This window comes from Methylobacterium sp. NPDC080182 (assembly GCF_050281105.1).
Classification (GTDB): domain Bacteria; phylum Pseudomonadota; class Alphaproteobacteria; order Rhizobiales; family Beijerinckiaceae; genus Methylobacterium.
On record NZ_JBNNWO010000016.1, the window covers coordinates 155,437 to 170,569 of the forward strand.

General features: G+C 71.8%; 15 protein-coding genes. 7 read left to right on the forward strand and 8 right to left on the reverse strand.

Features of this window, described 5'->3' with window-relative positions:
* The first annotated feature begins 2 nt into the window (after positions 1 to 2).
* From ACQKQD_RS25825 to ACQKQD_RS25845, 5 genes are all read left to right on the forward strand, one after another.
* Positions 3 to 1,283, forward strand: a complete 1,281-nt coding sequence (locus tag ACQKQD_RS25825) for a dicarboxylate/amino acid:cation symporter (protein WP_427509938.1) — start codon at positions 3 to 5, stop codon at positions 1,281 to 1,283.
* 124 nt (positions 1,284 to 1,407) lie between these two features.
* Entirely contained in the window at positions 1,408 to 2,313 is a 906-nt protein-coding gene (locus ACQKQD_RS25830) for an amino acid ABC transporter substrate-binding protein (RefSeq protein ID WP_020094236.1), read from the forward strand.
* A gap of 111 nt (positions 2,314 to 2,424) precedes the next feature.
* Complete coding sequence (locus ACQKQD_RS25835; protein WP_091927041.1) at positions 2,425 to 3,099, forward strand: DUF1007 family protein; 675 nt, start codon at positions 2,425 to 2,427, stop codon at positions 3,097 to 3,099.
* Complete coding sequence (locus ACQKQD_RS25840) at positions 3,090 to 4,082, forward strand: nickel/cobalt transporter (protein ID WP_100252447.1); 993 nt, start codon at positions 3,090 to 3,092, stop codon at positions 4,080 to 4,082. The genes ACQKQD_RS25835 and ACQKQD_RS25840 overlap by 10 nt, the downstream gene beginning before the upstream one ends.
* Positions 4,083 to 4,143: 61 nt before the next feature.
* Positions 4,144 to 4,860 carry a hypothetical protein gene (locus ACQKQD_RS25845; protein WP_427509939.1) on the forward strand — a complete coding sequence of 239 codons (717 nt, stop codon included), beginning with the start codon at positions 4,144 to 4,146 and terminating at the stop codon, positions 4,858 to 4,860.
* Here the strand turns inward: ACQKQD_RS25845 and ACQKQD_RS25850 are convergent, their stop codons facing one another.
* Positions 4,861 to 5,448 (reverse strand): histidine phosphatase family protein, encoded by a 588-nt coding sequence (locus ACQKQD_RS25850; protein ID WP_020094240.1) that lies wholly within the window; start codon positions 5,446 to 5,448, stop codon positions 4,861 to 4,863.
* Positions 5,449 to 5,492: 44 nt separating this feature from the next.
* A complete protein-coding gene (locus tag ACQKQD_RS25855; RefSeq protein WP_020094241.1) occupies positions 5,493 to 5,888 on the reverse strand; it encodes a VOC family protein in 396 nt (131 codons plus the stop codon).
* A gap of 501 nt (positions 5,889 to 6,389) precedes the next feature.
* Here ACQKQD_RS25855 and ACQKQD_RS25860 point away from each other — a divergent pair.
* On the forward strand, positions 6,390 to 7,979 hold the full coding sequence (locus ACQKQD_RS25860; protein ID WP_427509940.1) for a methyl-accepting chemotaxis protein: 1,590 nt from the start codon (positions 6,390 to 6,392) through the stop codon (positions 7,977 to 7,979).
* 6 nt (positions 7,980 to 7,985) lie between these two features.
* On the opposite strand, the gene recF is transcribed toward ACQKQD_RS25860, so the two are convergent.
* Positions 7,986 to 9,140, reverse strand: a complete 1,155-nt coding sequence (gene recF / locus ACQKQD_RS25865) for a DNA replication/repair protein RecF (protein WP_091681201.1) — start codon at positions 9,138 to 9,140, stop codon at positions 7,986 to 7,988.
* Positions 9,141 to 9,360: 220 nt separating this feature from the next.
* Complete coding sequence (dnaN, locus tag ACQKQD_RS25870) at positions 9,361 to 10,482, reverse strand: DNA polymerase III subunit beta (RefSeq protein WP_012319207.1); 1,122 nt, start codon at positions 10,480 to 10,482, stop codon at positions 9,361 to 9,363.
* A 218-nt stretch (positions 10,483 to 10,700) separates the two neighbouring features.
* Between dnaN and ACQKQD_RS25875 the strand changes: the two genes are divergently transcribed.
* The gene (locus ACQKQD_RS25875) at positions 10,701 to 12,029 is read left to right on the forward strand and encodes an MFS transporter (protein ID WP_020094244.1); all 1,329 of its coding nucleotides are present in this window, start codon (positions 10,701 to 10,703) and stop codon (positions 12,027 to 12,029) included.
* 20 nt (positions 12,030 to 12,049) lie between these two features.
* Here the strand turns inward: ACQKQD_RS25875 and ACQKQD_RS25880 are convergent, their stop codons facing one another.
* The 4 genes from ACQKQD_RS25880 to ACQKQD_RS25895 form a co-directional block, all read right to left on the reverse strand.
* A complete protein-coding gene (locus tag ACQKQD_RS25880; protein WP_020094245.1) occupies positions 12,050 to 12,286 on the reverse strand; it encodes a hypothetical protein in 237 nt (78 codons plus the stop codon).
* Positions 12,287 to 12,399: 113 nt separating this feature from the next.
* On the reverse strand, positions 12,400 to 13,653 hold the full coding sequence (locus tag ACQKQD_RS25885; protein WP_427509941.1) for a hypothetical protein: 1,254 nt from the start codon (positions 13,651 to 13,653) through the stop codon (positions 12,400 to 12,402).
* 185 nt (positions 13,654 to 13,838) lie between these two features.
* Positions 13,839 to 14,348, reverse strand: coding sequence for a hypothetical protein (locus ACQKQD_RS25890; RefSeq protein WP_427509942.1), 510 nt, complete (start codon positions 14,346 to 14,348; stop codon positions 13,839 to 13,841).
* A gap of 11 nt (positions 14,349 to 14,359) precedes the next feature.
* On the reverse strand, positions 14,360 to 15,115 hold the full coding sequence (locus ACQKQD_RS25895; protein ID WP_427509943.1) for a hypothetical protein: 756 nt from the start codon (positions 15,113 to 15,115) through the stop codon (positions 14,360 to 14,362).
* Positions 15,116 to 15,133 lie beyond the last annotated feature (18 nt).

Sequence of the window (15,133 nt, forward strand, 5' to 3'; positions counted from 1 at the left end):
CGATGGCAGGGTCGCGACTCACGACGATGATCTTCATCGGCATGCTCCTCGGCATCGCCGTCGGCTACGCCTGCAGCATCACCTGGCCCGATCCGCAGACCGCCAAGGAGATCGCCGGCTACATCGCGCTGGTCTCCGACGTGTTCCTCCGCCTGATCAAGATGATCATCGCGCCGCTGGTCTTCTCCACGCTGGTCGTCGGCATCGCCCATCTCGGGGATACCGCCTCGGTCGGCCGGGTCGGCGGCAAGGCGCTGCTCTGGTTCGTCGGCGCCTCGTTCTGCTCTCTGATGCTCGGCCTCATCATGGTCAACCTGATGCAGCCCGGCCACAACCTGAACCTGCCGCTGCCCGATGCCGGGGCCGGCACCGGGCTCAAGGCGGCCTCGCTCTCGCTCAAGGAGTTCGTCACGCACCTCGTGCCGAAGAGCGCCGTCGAGGCCATGGCCAACAACGAGATCCTGCAGATCGTGGTCTTCTCGATCTTCTTCGGCGTGGGCCTCGCCGCCCTCGGCGAGAAGGGCCGCCTGCTCGCGCAGGGCATCGAGGGCATCGCCGACGTCATGCTCAAGGTGACGGGCTACGTGATGATGTTCGCCCCCGTTGCGGTGTTCGCCGCCATCGCGGCGACGATCACCACGCAGGGCATCGGCGTGCTCGTGACCTACGGCAAGTTCCTCGTGGAGTTCTACATCAGCCTCGGCGTGCTCTGGACGCTGCTGATGGGCGTCGGCTTCCTGCTGCTCGGGGGCGGCGGCATCATGCGCCTGTTCAACCTGATCAAGGAGCCCTTCGTGCTGGCCTTCTCGACGGCGTCGAGCGAGGCCGCCTACCCCAAGATGCTCTCGAACCTGGAGAAGTTCGGGGTGCCGAACCGGATCACCTCGTTCGTGCTGCCGATGGGCTACTCGTTCAATCTCGACGGCTCGATGATGTACTGCACCTTCGCGGTGATGTTCATCGCGCAGGCCTACAACATCCCGCTGAGCTGGGGCCAGCAGCTCACGATGCTTCTCCTGCTGATGGTGACCTCGAAGGGCATGGCCGGCGTGCCGCGCGCCTCGCTGGTGGTGATCTCGGCGACGCTGTCGCACTTCAACATCCCGGAGGCCGGGTTGCTGCTGATCATCGGGATCGACCAGTTCCTCGACATGGGCCGGTCGGCCACCAACGTGCTCGGCAACAGCGTCGCCACCGTGGCGGTCGCCAAGTGGGAGGGCCAGCTCAGCACCATCGACCAGCGCCTCGACCATGTCGGCACGGTGGCCTCGCCCGCGGAATAGGGGCCGGTCCGGCGAAATCTGCGCGCGCCGCGATGGCGGGCGCAGGACGGCCGCTCTCATGAGCGCTCTCACGGGTGCCCTGAATCGCGGCGTGGCTTGTTCGGTGCCCTTCGGAGGCGGAGTGATGACGATGCGGCTCGTCGCGGTTCTGGCGCTGGCGCTGGCGGCGACGCCCGCCTCCGCCGTCGAGGTGCTCACCGGGACGCTCAGGAGCGTCGCCGAGCGCGGGGAGATCGTCCTCGGCTACCGGGAGAGCTCGGTGCCGTTCTCCTTCGTGGAGGGCAAGCAGTCGGACGGGAGCCCCCGACCGATCGGCTACGCCATCGACCTCTGCGGCGAGATCGCGGACGACATCCAGGCGGCGATCGGCCGGCCGGTGAAGATCCGCTACGCACCGGTCACGGCCGAGAGCCGCATCGAGGCGGTGACCTCCGGCAAGATCGACCTCGAATGCGGCTCGACCACCGCCAATGCCGAGCGCCGCAAGCAGGTCGCCTTCTCGCCGGTGGACTACATCAGCGCGACGCAGCTGCTGGTTAAGCGCGGATCGGGCATCGCCTCCTACCGGGATCTCGGCGGGAAGACCGTGGTGGTCACGGCCGGCACCACCAACGAGAAGGCCGTGCGCGACCAGTTCGCCCGCCTGAAGATCGACGCGCAGGTGGTGACGGCGCCCGACCACGCCGCCTCCTACGCGATGGTCAAGGCCGGCAAGGCCGACGCCTTCGCCACCGACGACGTGCTGCTCTACGGGCTGATCGCCACGGACGCGAAGGACGGGGCGAACTACACGGTGCTGCCCGACAAGCTCTCCTACGAGCCCTACGGCATCATGTTCCGCAAGGACGATCCGGAACTCGCCGGCCTCGTGCAGCAGACCTTCACGCGGCTCGCCGAGTCGCGGGCGCTGCGCTGGACCTACGAGCGCTGGTTCCTCAAGCGCCTGCCCAACGGCGAACGCCTCGACATCCCGATGTCGAACGACCTGCGGGTCAGCTTCCAGCTGATGGGCCTCGACGGGGGCGAGTGACCGGCGCGGGGACAGGCGCGACGACCGGACGGCGCCTCGCTTTCGCCCAACCGGCACGCGAGGAAGACGCGGACTGATCGCTTCCCTCCCGCCGCGAGCGTGCCACCGTCCATGCTGATCGCCGCGCCCTGCCCGAAACCGCTCGCCCTGGCGCTGGCCGCCGCCCTCGGCTGCGCCGCCTCGGCGGCCTCCGCCCACCCGCACGTCTGGGTGACCGCCAAGGCGCAGCTCGTCTACGCGGACGGCAAGCTCGTCGGCGTCCGCGACACGTGGAGCTTCGATCCCGAGTACACGGCCTTCGTCACGCAGGGCCTCGACACCAACAAGGACGGCAAGCTCAGCCCGGAGGAACTCGCCGGGCTCGCCGCCGAGAACACCGCCAACCTCGCCGAGTTCGGCTACTTCACGAAGCTGAAGGTCGGCGGCAAGGAGCAGGCCTTCGGCGATCCGAAGGAGCCGGCGGCGCACATGGACGACCGGGCGCTGGTCATGACCTTCCTGCTGCCCCTGAAGACCCCGGTCCAGCAGGGGCGGGGGGTCGCCGCGCTGGAGGTCTACGACCCGACCTACTTCGTCGCCTTCTCGTTCGCCGAGGGCGCGGACGCCGCCACCCTCGCGGGTGCGCCCCAGGGCTGCGCCGCCACGGTCACCCGGCCGAAGACCGAGCAGCCGAAGACGGCCGATGCCGGGTCGCCGGGCATGACCGAGGCCTTCTTCGAGGCGCTCACCGCCGCCTCGACCTACGGGGTGCAGTTCGCCAGCCGGGTTCTCGTGGCATGTCCGTAGGCATCGGGATCGTCGCCCCCGCCGGGGCGGGACGGCTGGGGCTGAGGCTCGGCCTCATGGCCGCGGCCATCGCGCTGGCCGCGCTGCTCGCGGCCGCGATCGCGTGGCTGGTCGCGCCTGGCCTCGCCGCGCCGCCGCCGCGCTCGCCCTTCGGGATCGGCTTCCGCGAGGCCGCGCCGGCCGCCACGGGTCTCGGCGGCGTCATCCTGGCGCTGCAGGCGAGCTTCTCCCGCAGCCTCAACGCCGCGGTGAGCGCGCTGCGGGGCGGCGGCAGCTGGACCCCGCTGATCGGCCTCGCCTTCGCGTACGGCGTGTTCCACGCCGCCGGCCCGGGCCACGGCAAGGCGGTGATCGCCGGCTACATCCTGGCTGGGGAGCGGGCGCTCCGGCGCGGCGCCGCGCTGAGCGTCTGCGCCGCGCTGCTCCAGGCCTGCGTGGCCGGGGCGATCGTCGGCCTCGGCACGCTGGTCCTCAACGCCACGGCGGCGAGCATCACCCGGGCCGGCACCCTGATCGAGACCGTGAGCTTCGCCCTCGTGGCCCTGATCGGGCTGGTCCTGACGTGGCGCAAGGCCGGTCGCCTCGCCAATCTCGGCGCGGGTTGCGGCCCGGGCTGCAGCCACCTGCCGGAACCGCAGGCCCTCGACACCCTCGACACGTGGCGCGAGCGGGCCGGCGTGGTGCTGGCGGCCGGGACACGCCCCTGCGCCGGCGCCGTGCTGGTCCTCGTCTTCGCGGTGTCGCAGGGCGTGCCCGGCGCGGGCGTGCTGGCGGTCCTGGCGATGGCGCTCGGCACCGCGCTGACGACGACCGCGCTGGCCTGCCTCGCGGTCTTCGCCAAGCGGATGGCGCTGCGCCTCGCGGGCGGACGGGGACAGGCCGGACTCCTGGCGCTCGGTGGCCTCGAACTCGTCGCCGCCGCCTTCGTGCTGGTCCTGGGCGCCGCGATGCTCTCGGGCCTCGCCCCGGGCCTCGGCGGCTGAAGGGCCTCGCCTTCCGGGGCGCGGCGTGCCACGCTGCGCGACCGAGACGGAGCGCGCGCCGATGCATCCCGACTTCGCGACGATCCTGAACTGGCGTCTGCTCGCCGGATCGCATCCCTTCCCCGGGCCAGACGGCGGGACCTGCATCAACGAGGCCGCGATGGTGGCCGCGGGCCTGCCCTACCGGGCGATCCGCTCCAGCGCGGACTGCCCACCCTGCTTCTCGCGGCCGGCCGCCGCCTACGCCCTCGGGCTCAACGACGCCATGCCGGACGAGGTGCGGCCGCAGCTGATGGCCTTCGTCCTGCGCCTGTCGGGCAGCGCCGACACGGCGGAGATCGAGGCCGCCCGCACCCGGCAGCTGGCGCTGGAGAGCGTCCGCCGCATCCTGGCGCCGCTCTGCGCGGTCGCCGGGATGGTCGAGGACGCGGAAGCCTGCTCCGGCGCGCCGGACTGGCCCGCGGCCCTGGCGGCGGCCCGCGCGGCCGCGTGGCGGGGCGGGGCGCGCGCGCAGGCGGCGGCCCAGGCGCGGCGCTGGCGGGAAGGCGCGCTGACCGCGGCGGTGTCCCGCACCGCGACGGCGGCGGAACGCGCCGGCGAGGACGCGCGCTGCGCCGCCGAGGTGGCCGAGGGGGCGGCGCCGTTCCTGACCGGAACCTGGGCCGAGGCCTGCGCGATCCTCGCGGAGGCCCTCGCCATCGGCCGGCAGGCGCCGGAGATCGCCGTCGCCGGCGCCCGACAGCGCATGGACGCGGCGCGCGCCCGGGTGCCGGCCTGATCAGGCCGCCGCGGGCGCGGCGTCGAGATCGAAGTCGATGGTGCCGCAATTCTCCAGGAACGTGCCGGTGAGGTGGTAGAAGAACGTCCCGTGGCCGACCACCGCGATGGTGGTCTCCGGCCGGGCCCGCAGCCAGTCGCGGAACGCCGCGACCCGGGCGTCGAATAGGGGGCGGGGCTCCACCGGGTAGCCGCCGACCTCGCAGCCCGGCTCCGCGTGCCACCAGACCTCGGGCAGGTGCCCGACATCGAGGTGGGGGAAGTCCGCGGCGATCTCCGAGGCGGCCCGGCCGACATCGCAGCTGCTCTCCTGGCACTCGCGGTGCAGCACCTCGACCAGCACCCGCGGCCGGCTCGGATGCTCGCCGAACAGGATCGCCGCGGTCTCGATGGCGCGGGTCAGGGGCGAGACCACCACGAGATCGAAGGGGATCGGCCGGAGCCGCTCCCGCGCCGCCCGGGCCTGGGCTTGGCCCAGCTCGGTCAGGCGGGCGTCGGGCAGGCCGGGATCGCCGCCCCCGTGCCGGTGGGCGGCGTTGAAGGTCGACTGCCCGTGGCGGATGCAGACGATGCGGGTCTTGTCCTGCATGGATCTCGAAGACGTTCCGGAGAGGGAATGGCGGACCGGACCGGTCACGCGAAGCGGCCGCCGCGCTGGATGACCTCGATCTTGTAGCCGTCCGGGTCGGTGGCGAAGAAGAACCGCGCGAGCACGTCGTCCCCGTGCTTGAGGGTCTTGACGTCGGTGGCCGTGAAGCCCTCGCGCCGGTGCCGGGCGTGCTCAGCCTCCACGTCGTCGACCACGAAGGCGATGTGCCCGTAGCCGTCGCCGAGATCGTAGGGCTTGTCGCGGCCCTTGTTCACCGTGAGCTCCAGCTCGAACGGCGAGTCCGGATCCCGCATGTAGACGAGGGTGAAGTCCGGGAAGTCGAACCGGCCGGACACCGCGAGACCGAAGGCACGGGCATAGTAGTCGCGCGCGCGCTCTTCCTCGAGGACGCGGATCATGGCGTGGACGGGCTTGGACATGCGCGCGGAGTTCCGTGGGCACGCCGGCGGCGTGCAGCGCCCACTATGTGGCGCGATCCGCAGCCGCGAAAAGGCCGGTGGCGCGGCGCCGGGGTCGCGCCCCGGGACGTCGGCCACGAGCTGTCGAAGAACCCGGCCCGTATAGACCGATCCCATATTGCATATCCTAGATCAATATCTGTTCTTTAAATCGTTCCAATGAGTATATTGGAGTCAATATATGAGGAGCCATGCTGATATAAGATATCGCAAAAGGCTCGGAGACACAAAATCAAACCGCAAAATGATATTTCTCATTGACACAATCGCGCCTCCAACGCTTTATCGCCCTCGACGACCAAAGTGAATCCCATGAGATCATGAGGCCGATCATCGATCGAGTGAAGGGATTTCAAGACAGTGATACGCTTATCCAATATCAATATACTTCCAAAAATTGCTGCCGTCATCGCGCTGATATGCGCGATTGTCGGCGGATGTATCTGGTACGCTCAGGCGCGGATGACGGTCATCGACGACCGCTACAGCGAGTTCCTCGCCCGCGAGGCGACGGCGGTGGCGGAGGCACGCAGGCTGAACCGCCTGGTGATCGAGTTGAATTACTGGGTCTACCGGATCATCGCGGAGACCGATCAGGGCCAGATGCAGGCCGCCAACAGCGGCTTCGAGGCCGCGCTGCCCGCGGTGAGGGCGCTCCTTCCGAGCCTCCGATCGCACGCGCCGACCTTCGCCGCGCGCATCGATGAGCAGGCCGCGCGGATCGAGCGCTATCTCAGGGACGTGAGCGAGGTCCGCCGGCTGGGCACTGCCAATCAGAACGAGCAAGCCATCGCGCTGATCCACACGGCGATCGACCCGACGTTCTCCGGCTTGCTGACCGACGGCAACCGGATGGCCGAGGACATCGATACGTACATGCAGAAGGGCTCGGGCGACCTGACCGATCAGACCAACGAGACCCGCCGGACGCTGATGATCGTCAGCGGTCTCGGCATGCTGGCGGGGCTGCTGGCGGCGGTGTTCATCGCCACGGTCGGGATCACGCGGCCGCTCGACCGGCTGGTCAAGGTCCTGCAGCGGATGGCGCAGGGCGAGGTCGAGGCCGAGATCACCGAGGCCGCCCGAAGGGACGAGGTGGGCGCCGTCGGCAAGGCCGTCGAGGGCATCAAGGTCATGGTCGCCCGAAAGGCCGCCGAGGAAGCCGAGATGAAGCGCCGCGCCGACGAGGCGGCAGTGGCCGCGCGCAGGCGGACCATGGTGGAACTCGCGGACGGGTTCGAGCGGGCCGTGGGGAGCATCGTCGGGATGGTCTCGTCCTCGGCCACCGAGTTGCAGGCCACGGCGCAGACCATGACGTCGAGCGCGACCGAGACGGCCAGCCAGTCCACCACGGTGGCGGCCGCCGCCGAGCAGGCCTCCGCCAACGTCCAGACCGTGGCGGCCGCCGCCGAGGAGCTGGGCACCTCCGTGCAGGAGATCGGCCGGCAGGTCCTCGGCTCGGCCAACCTCGCGCAGGCGGCGGTCGGCGAGGCGGACGAGACCCAGCACCTCGTTCAGGCGCTCAGCCAGGCGGCGACGCGCATCGGCGACATGGTCGGGCTCATCGCGAACATCGCCGGGCAGACCAACCTGCTGGCGCTGAACGCCACGATCGAGGCGGCCCGGGCCGGCGAGGCCGGCCGCGGATTCGCGGTCGTCGCCGCCGAGGTCAAGGAGCTCGCCGGCCAGACCGCCCGGGCCACCGAGGAGATCAGCCAGCAGATCGGCCAGATCCAGGGTGTGACCGGCCAGGCGGTCTCGGCCATCGACACGATCGCCGCCCGGATCCGCGAGATCGACGCGGTCGCCGCCACCATCGCGGCGGCGGTCGAGGAGCAGGGCGCGGCCACGCAGGAGATCGTCCGCAACGTCTCGCAGGCGGCGGCCGGCACCGACGAGGTGACGAGCAACATCGCCGGCGTGGCGCGGGCCTCGGAAGAGACCGGCGCCGCGGCAGCCCAGGTTCTGGGGGCGGCCGGCGAGCTGTCGCGCCAGTCCGAGCATCTGGGCGCCGAGGTCTCCCGCTTCCTCGGGTCGGTCCGGGCGGCCTGAGGCCGATCAGCCGCCGACCCGCAGGACCTGCGTCCGGGTGCCGGCCTGCGCGAAGGCGTCCGGGTCGGCGCCGGTCATCCAGACCTGCCCCGGCAGGGCCTCGAGGGCCTCGAACAGGCCGGCCCGGCGGCGTGGATCGAGGTGGGCCGCCACCTCGTCCAGGAGGATCAGCGGGGCGATGCCGCTCATGGCCCGCACCAGCCGCGCGTGGGCGAGGACGAGGCCGATGAGCAGCGCCTTCTGCTCGCCCGTGGACGCCGTCCCGGCCGGCACGTCCTTCGGGCCGTGGCGGACCACGAGGTCGCTGCTCTGCGGCCCGATCAGCGTGCGGCCGGCGGCCCGGTCCCGGTTGCGGCCGTTGCGGAGCGCCATGCGGTAGCGGTCCTCGGCCTCGAGGGCCGGCCAGACCGCGACCAGATCGTCGAGGTCGCCCTCGAGGCGGATGGCCGCCCAGGGGAAGGGCTGCGCGTCGTCCCGGGTCTCGGCGATCAGCCGGTCGAGGCGCTCGGCGGTCTCGCGCCGGGCGAGCGCCACGGCGACGCCGAGCTCCGCGACCTCCCGCTCCACCGCGTCGAGCCAGCGGTCGTCGTCGGGCCGCTCCTCCAGCAGGCGGTTGCGCGAGCGCAGGGCCCGCTCCAGCGCGGAGACCCGGGCGCCGTGGGCGGCGTCGACCGCCAGCACGAGACGGTCGAGGAACCGTCGCCGGTCTCCGGCCGCCCCGCGGAACAGGCCGTCGAGGTCGGGGGTCAGCCAGACGACCCGCAGGAACTCGCTGAACGCCACCGGCGAGGCCGCGGTGGCGCCGTCGATCCGGCACAGCCGGCTCGCGCGCCCGTCGGGACCCGGCGGCTCGAGCCCGGTGCCGAGCCGGTGCTCGGCGCCGTCGCGGTCGAGGGTGAGCGAGACCGCGAATCCCCCCGGGCCGCCGCTGCGCGCCATGGCGGCGAACTCCGCCCGGCGCAGGCCCCGGCCCGGTACGAACAGCGAGAGCGCCTCGAGCAGGTTGGTCTTGCCCGCGCCGTTCTCCCCGACCAGCGCGACGAAGCGGGCCTCGGGCGTCAGTTCGAGGTCCGCGTGGTTGCGGAAATCGCGGGCGATCAGGCGGGTGACGCGCAGGCTCGACCCGTCGAGCTCGTCCCGCGGATCGCGGATGTCGCTCATCGGTGAACCGAGGGGTGAATCGAGGGGCCGAGACGCGCCGCGCTCAACCGTCCCTTGCTGTCTGACATCCCATCCAACCACCTCGCCCCGAGGCGCCCGCGTCAGCGGGCCGCGCGGGCGGGCTCCAGAAACCACATCGCCGTCCGGGGACCTCCCGCGCGGCCCCCGCTGCGCTCCGGCACCTCGGGACGAGGGCGGGACCGGGATCCGCGCGGCCGCCTCACACCCGCATCGGCATCAGCACGTACAGCGCCGGCGCGCCCTCGCGGTCCTGGATCAGGGTCGGCGAGCCGGGATCCGCGAGCTTGAACAGGGCGGTGTCGCCCTCGAGCTGCGCGGTGATGTCGAGGAGGTAGCGGGCGTTGAAGCCGATATCGAGGCCGGCCGCCTCGTAGTCGACGTCGAGTTCCTCGGTGGCACTACCGGAATCCGGGTTGTTCACCGAGAGCGCGAGGCGCCCTTCGGCGAGCCCGAGCTTCACCGCGCGCCCGCGCTCCGACGAGATCGTCGAGACCCGGTCCACGGCCTTCGCGAAGGCGTCGCGCTCGACGGTCAGCCGCTTGTCGTTGTTGGCCGGGATCACCCGCTGGTAATCCGGGAAGGTGCCGTCGATCAGCTTGGAGATCAGCGTCAGGCCGCCGGCGAAGCGCAGGCGGATCTTCGCGGGCGACAGGTCGACCGCGACGGTCTCGCCGCCGTCGTCGAGGAGCTTCTGAATCTCGGCGACCGCCTTGCGCGGCACGATCACGCCCGGCATGCCGACGCTGCCCTGCGGGGCCGGGATCTCGACGCGGGCGAGCCGGTGGCCGTCCGTTGCCACCGCCCGCATCGCCGGGCCGTTCTCGGTCTCCAGCGTGTGCAGGTAGATGCCGTTCAGGTAGTAGCGGGTCTCCTCGGTGGAGATCGCGAACTGGGTCTTCTCGATCAGCCGCTTCAGGTCGGCGGCGGCGATCTCGAAGCCGTGCGGCATCTCGCCGGCGGCGAGGTCCGGGAAGTCGCCCTCCGGCAGGGCGCCCAGGGCGAAGCGCGAGCGTCCGGACCGGATCGTCATCTGGCCGGACTCGCCGCCGGTCTCCAGGGAGACCTGCGCGCCGTCGGGGAGCTTGCGCACGATGTCGTAGATCACGTGCGCCGGCACGGTCGTGGCGCCCGCATCCGCCACGTCCGCCGGCACGCTCTCGGTCACCTCGATGTCGAGATCCGTCGCCCGGAGCTGGAGACCCGACCCTTCCGCGCGCAGGAGCACGTTCGACAGGATCGGGATCGTGTTGCGGCGCTCGACGACCCGGTGCACGTGGCCGAGCGACCTGAGCAGGGCCGCGCGCTCGACAGTGACTCTCATCGCAATACTCAAGTGATAGGGACGGCGCCGCGGCCGGCGACCGTCGCGGAATATGGCCGTTCAGCTTGGCGAAGGGGACAGGGGAACGCAAGGCCGCCGTCGGTGCACCGCACAGCGACCTCCGCGTCCAGGGCGGATGCCCATGTCCGGAGCGGGGTATCGGCCCCCGGCGGCCCGTGCGAAAGCGCCGCGACCGACCCGGACCCCCCATCCCGATCATGCTGCAGACCATCGACCCCGCGGGCAACACCGCAGACCCCTCGCAGGCCACCCCGAGCGCCCCCCCGAGTGCTCGGCGGATCCTCGCCGCGAGCTTCGTCGGGACGGCGATCGAGTTCTTCGACTTCTACATCTACGCCACCGCCACCGCCCTGGTGATCGGCCCGGTCTTCTTCCCCGCCGGCGCGCCCGGCGTGCAGCAGCTCAGCGCCTTCGCGACCTTCGCCATCGCGTTCATCGCGCGGCCCGTCGGCGCGGCCCTGTTCGGGCATTTCGGCGACCGGGTCGGCCGCAAGGCGACGCTGGTGGCGTCGCTGCTGATCATGGGCATCTCCACGGTGCTGATCGGCTGCCTGCCGACCTACGCGTCGGTCGGCTGGTGGGCGCCGGCGGCGCTGTGCATCCTGCGCTGCGGGCAGGGGATCGGGTTCGGCGGCGAGTGGGGCGGCGCGGCGCTGCTGGCGGTCGAGAACGCGCCGCCGGGCCGGCGCGCGTGGTACGGCATCTTCCCGCAACTCGGGGCGCCGGTCGGCTTCGTCCTGGCCAATCTCGGCTTCCTCGCCCTCAGCTTCGGCCTGACGCCCGAGAGCTTCCAGGCCTGGGGCTGGCGCCTGCCGTTCCTGGCCTCGGCGGCGCTCGTCGGCGTCGGGCTCTACGTGCGCCTGAAGCTCACCGAGACGCCGGCCTTCAAGGCGGCGCTCAGCCAGGCGCGGCCGGAGCGCGTGCCCTTCGCCACCATGCTGACCCAGCACGGCCACGCCGTCCTGGTCGGTACCTTCGCGATGGTGGCGGTCTACGCGGTCTTCTATCTCTCCACCGTCTTCGCCCTGGGCTACGGCACCGGCACCCTCGGCTACAGCCGGCCGACCTTCCTGCTGTTCGAGTGCATCGCGGTCTGCTTCATGGCGCTCGGCACCGTCGTGTCGGGGGCCGCGGCCGACCGCTTCGGCCGCCGGCCTGTGCTGCTCTCCGGCATGGCCGTGACGTTCCTGCTGGGCTTCCTCATGGGGCCGATGCTGGGCCACGCCGCCGGCACTGGCACCTGGCCGCCGGTCCTCGGCTTCCTGTGCCTCAGCCTCCTGACGATGGGGTGGGTGTTCGGACCGATGGGCGCCGTCCTGCCCGAGCTGTTCCCGACGCGGGTGCGCTACACGGGCGCCTCGGTGACCTACAACCTCGCGGGGATCCTGGGGGCCTCGGGGGCGCCCTACATCGCGCAGCAGCTCGCGGCCTACGGCGGCATCGGCTTCGTCGGGTTCTACCTAGCGGGGGCCGCGATCCTCAGCTTCCTCGCCGTTCTGGCCATGCCGGAGACTGCCGGCCGCTGACGGGACGGGCGCCGCCGGCTTCAGCGGCCGGCGCGATCCTGAGCCGCCGCCACGGTGGGCTCGAAGCGCCCGAGGAAGCGCGTCCGCTCCCACAGCTCGATCGCGTCGCGCCCGACCATCGCCCGGGCGCGGCGGCGCGCCTGCGTGTCGTCCTCGGCCGACAGGATCTCGGCCGCGCGGACGCGGCCCGCCCGGTCGAGCCGGAAGGCCCTGTAAGCGCGGCTCCGGTGAGCCGTTCCAGCATCCAGCGCGAGCATAGCGACATCCTCCGGGCCGGAACGTCCCGGAAGATGGTTAACCGTCGGTAAACCGCGGTTCTCGCGATCGAGGACGCGGTCCCGACGCGCCCGCTCGGCGGCGGCGGAGCTCCTCAGCTCCGCTTGTCGAGCGGGCGACCGAGGAGGCGGGCGAACTCGGCCTCGATCTCCTCCACCGAGAACGGGTTGCCGGATCCCTTCGCGTCGGGCGTGGGCGCGGACGGCGGCGGCGGGGCCGGCACGGGCGGAGGGGGTTCGACCTTGGGCATCGCCGGCGGCGGCACGGGTTTGGCCGGAGGCGGAGGCGGCGGGGCCTCCGGCTCTTCGACCGGGGCGGGGGCGGGCACCGGCTCGACCGGGACGCTCGCCATCGCGGCGGCCAGCGGATCGACGCCCTCGGGCGCCGGCGGGGCGGGCGCGGGCTGCGGCGGCGGCGTCACGGCCGAGGACGAGCGCGACAGCGCGGCCTGGAGCTGCCGGGCCATGTCGGACAGGACCACCGGATCGACCGACTTGCGCTCGGAGGGCACCGCGAGGCTCGGGGCCAGACGGGCGGTCTCCGGCTCCGCCGGTGCCGGCTCGGGCTTGCGCTCGGAGGCCGGGTTGGGCCGCGGCTCGATCAGCGGCGGCGCGGTCCGGCTCAGGATCCGCCGCGGGGCGACCGGCTCGCGCGGCGGGGGCGCGGGCGGCTCCACCGCCGGCGGCGCGATCGGCGGCGACACCATCGGCGGCGGCACCACCGGCTCGGGCGCGGGCGGCGCCGGGGGTTGAGGCGCGGGCGGCGCGGCACTCAGAGGTGCGGTGACGTCCTGGCCGGGCTCGTCGCCGCCGAACAGCCCGGGATCGAGGGGCAGCGTCACGGGCGGAGCGGAGGCCGAGCGCGGCACCGGCGACGGCACCACCACCGGCATCGCGAAGCCCGGATCGAACAGCGGTTCCGCGCGCCGGCCGCCGGATTCCGGCAGACCGCGGGGCGGCTCGGGCAGGCGGCCGCCCTGGACGAGGGGGTCCGGGAGCGGCTCGTCCAGCGGCTCCGGCGCCAGCTCCGGCCGGATCGCCGCCTCCGGCAGGGGCCGCTGGCCGCGCTGGATGTTGCGCTCGACCACCACGTCGTTGGGGCCGCCCACGAGGAGCAGGTGCTCGACATTGTCCCGGCGCAGCAGGATGAGCTGCCGGGCCCGGTCGAGCTCGTACACGTCGACGATCCCGAGCCGCGGCTGGCGCCCGCGGCTCCCGGACCGCCCCGGCAGGGCGAGGCTCCGGCCGGTGAGCCGGCGCACCGTGAACACGATCGCCGCGAGCGCCGTGAAGATGACGGCGAAGATCACGATATACTGGACGATGGGGGAGCCGTCAGAGCCGAACACGGATTGCAGCCATCGCAAGATTACGCACTCGCACGTTCCGACCGCCGCGGGTGCGCGCCGGCACGGACTTGATCCATACCACGCCGGAGGGGCGGCAAGGCAAACGACGTTAAGAGTTCGTTAACAGAAAGTTTCGCAAGCAGTTGCAGCGGCTTGCGAATTTTTCGGCGTTCCGAGGGCGTTCCTCACCAGGTCGGCTTTCGTTCTGCGCGCTTGTGTTTGGCCCTTGGCGGTAGCGTCGCATGCGCCTCGATGAACGCGAGCAGCTCGGGCGTAGGGTGAAACCAGTCCCCGCGGAAATGCGAGGCTCGGAACAGCCATCGCACGAACCGGTCGATCTCCCTCGTGCCCTTCAGGATGCCCACCAGCTGCCCAAGGACGGGTGAGCCGGTCTTGAGGGAGAAGATGCGCTTCTCCAGATCGAGGGTGAAGCCGATTTTGATGTGATCTCCGAGCCGCATGAAGTAGATCACGCCCTGCGTTGGGCGCACCGGGCCCTCCGGACGCCAAGCGCGCATGGTCATGGTCAGCGCTTCCGCCTTTTTGCGGCAGTCCGCGATCACGGCGTCGTCGGGGTCCGGCCCGCTGTAAAGCAGGACGGACTTCGGTCTATAGCCCTGGCGCCTCTTGACCGGAGTGGGGAGCCAGTAGGCGACCATCCCGTATTGCCGCTTGCGCCACTTCACGCCTGTCATGGCCGTTTCCGTCAGGGATCTTTCGAGCGTCGGCCGAGTCTCGCGGCAGCGAACCTCCGGTGTGCCTCGAGGCGCTCGCGGTCGTAGACCTCGGCCGTGATCCGGCTGTTGGTGTGGCCGGCGACCTTCGCGGCGTCGTCGTTCACGGCGCCCCCCCTGCGGCCCTCGGTGATCGCCGAGGCGCGCAGATCGCGGCTCCACAGCTCCGGCGGCAGGCCGGCCAACTCGCGCACACGCCGCCAGGACCTCCGGAAATCGTGATCGAGCCACGGGAGCTTCGAACGCTCGCTCACGATCATAGGCCCGGTCCGCGCCGCGTCAGGCACCCGCGCGAGCTCCTCTAGAGCCATCGGACACAGACTGAGGTCGATCAGGACCTCAGCCCCGCTCGATCCGCGCGTCTTCGAGGGCGTGTAGCGCAGCAGGCCGTCGTCGCCGACGTGCCGCCATTCGAGGCCTGCCCACTTCCGGTCGCCGTCCACGACCGAGCAGAGCGTCGGGTCGTTGAGCGGGTACCACTGCCCGGTGACGTCCCATTGGCGGAGCGCCGTCTCGAACTGGATCGCGTAGGCAAGGGCCAGCGATGGGCGCTTGATCGCATGCGCGGCCTTCATCGCGCGGCGCACCTGGTCGGCGGTGGCCACTAGCGTGCGGGCGCGCGGCCCGGGCAAGCGCAGCTCGCGGATATCGTCTCGCAGCGCCCGGCACTCGCTGTGGCCGGCGACGATGCAGAAGGTGAGGGCGGCCTTCAGGATCGCGAGCCGCATGTGGCCGGCCGCCGGTCG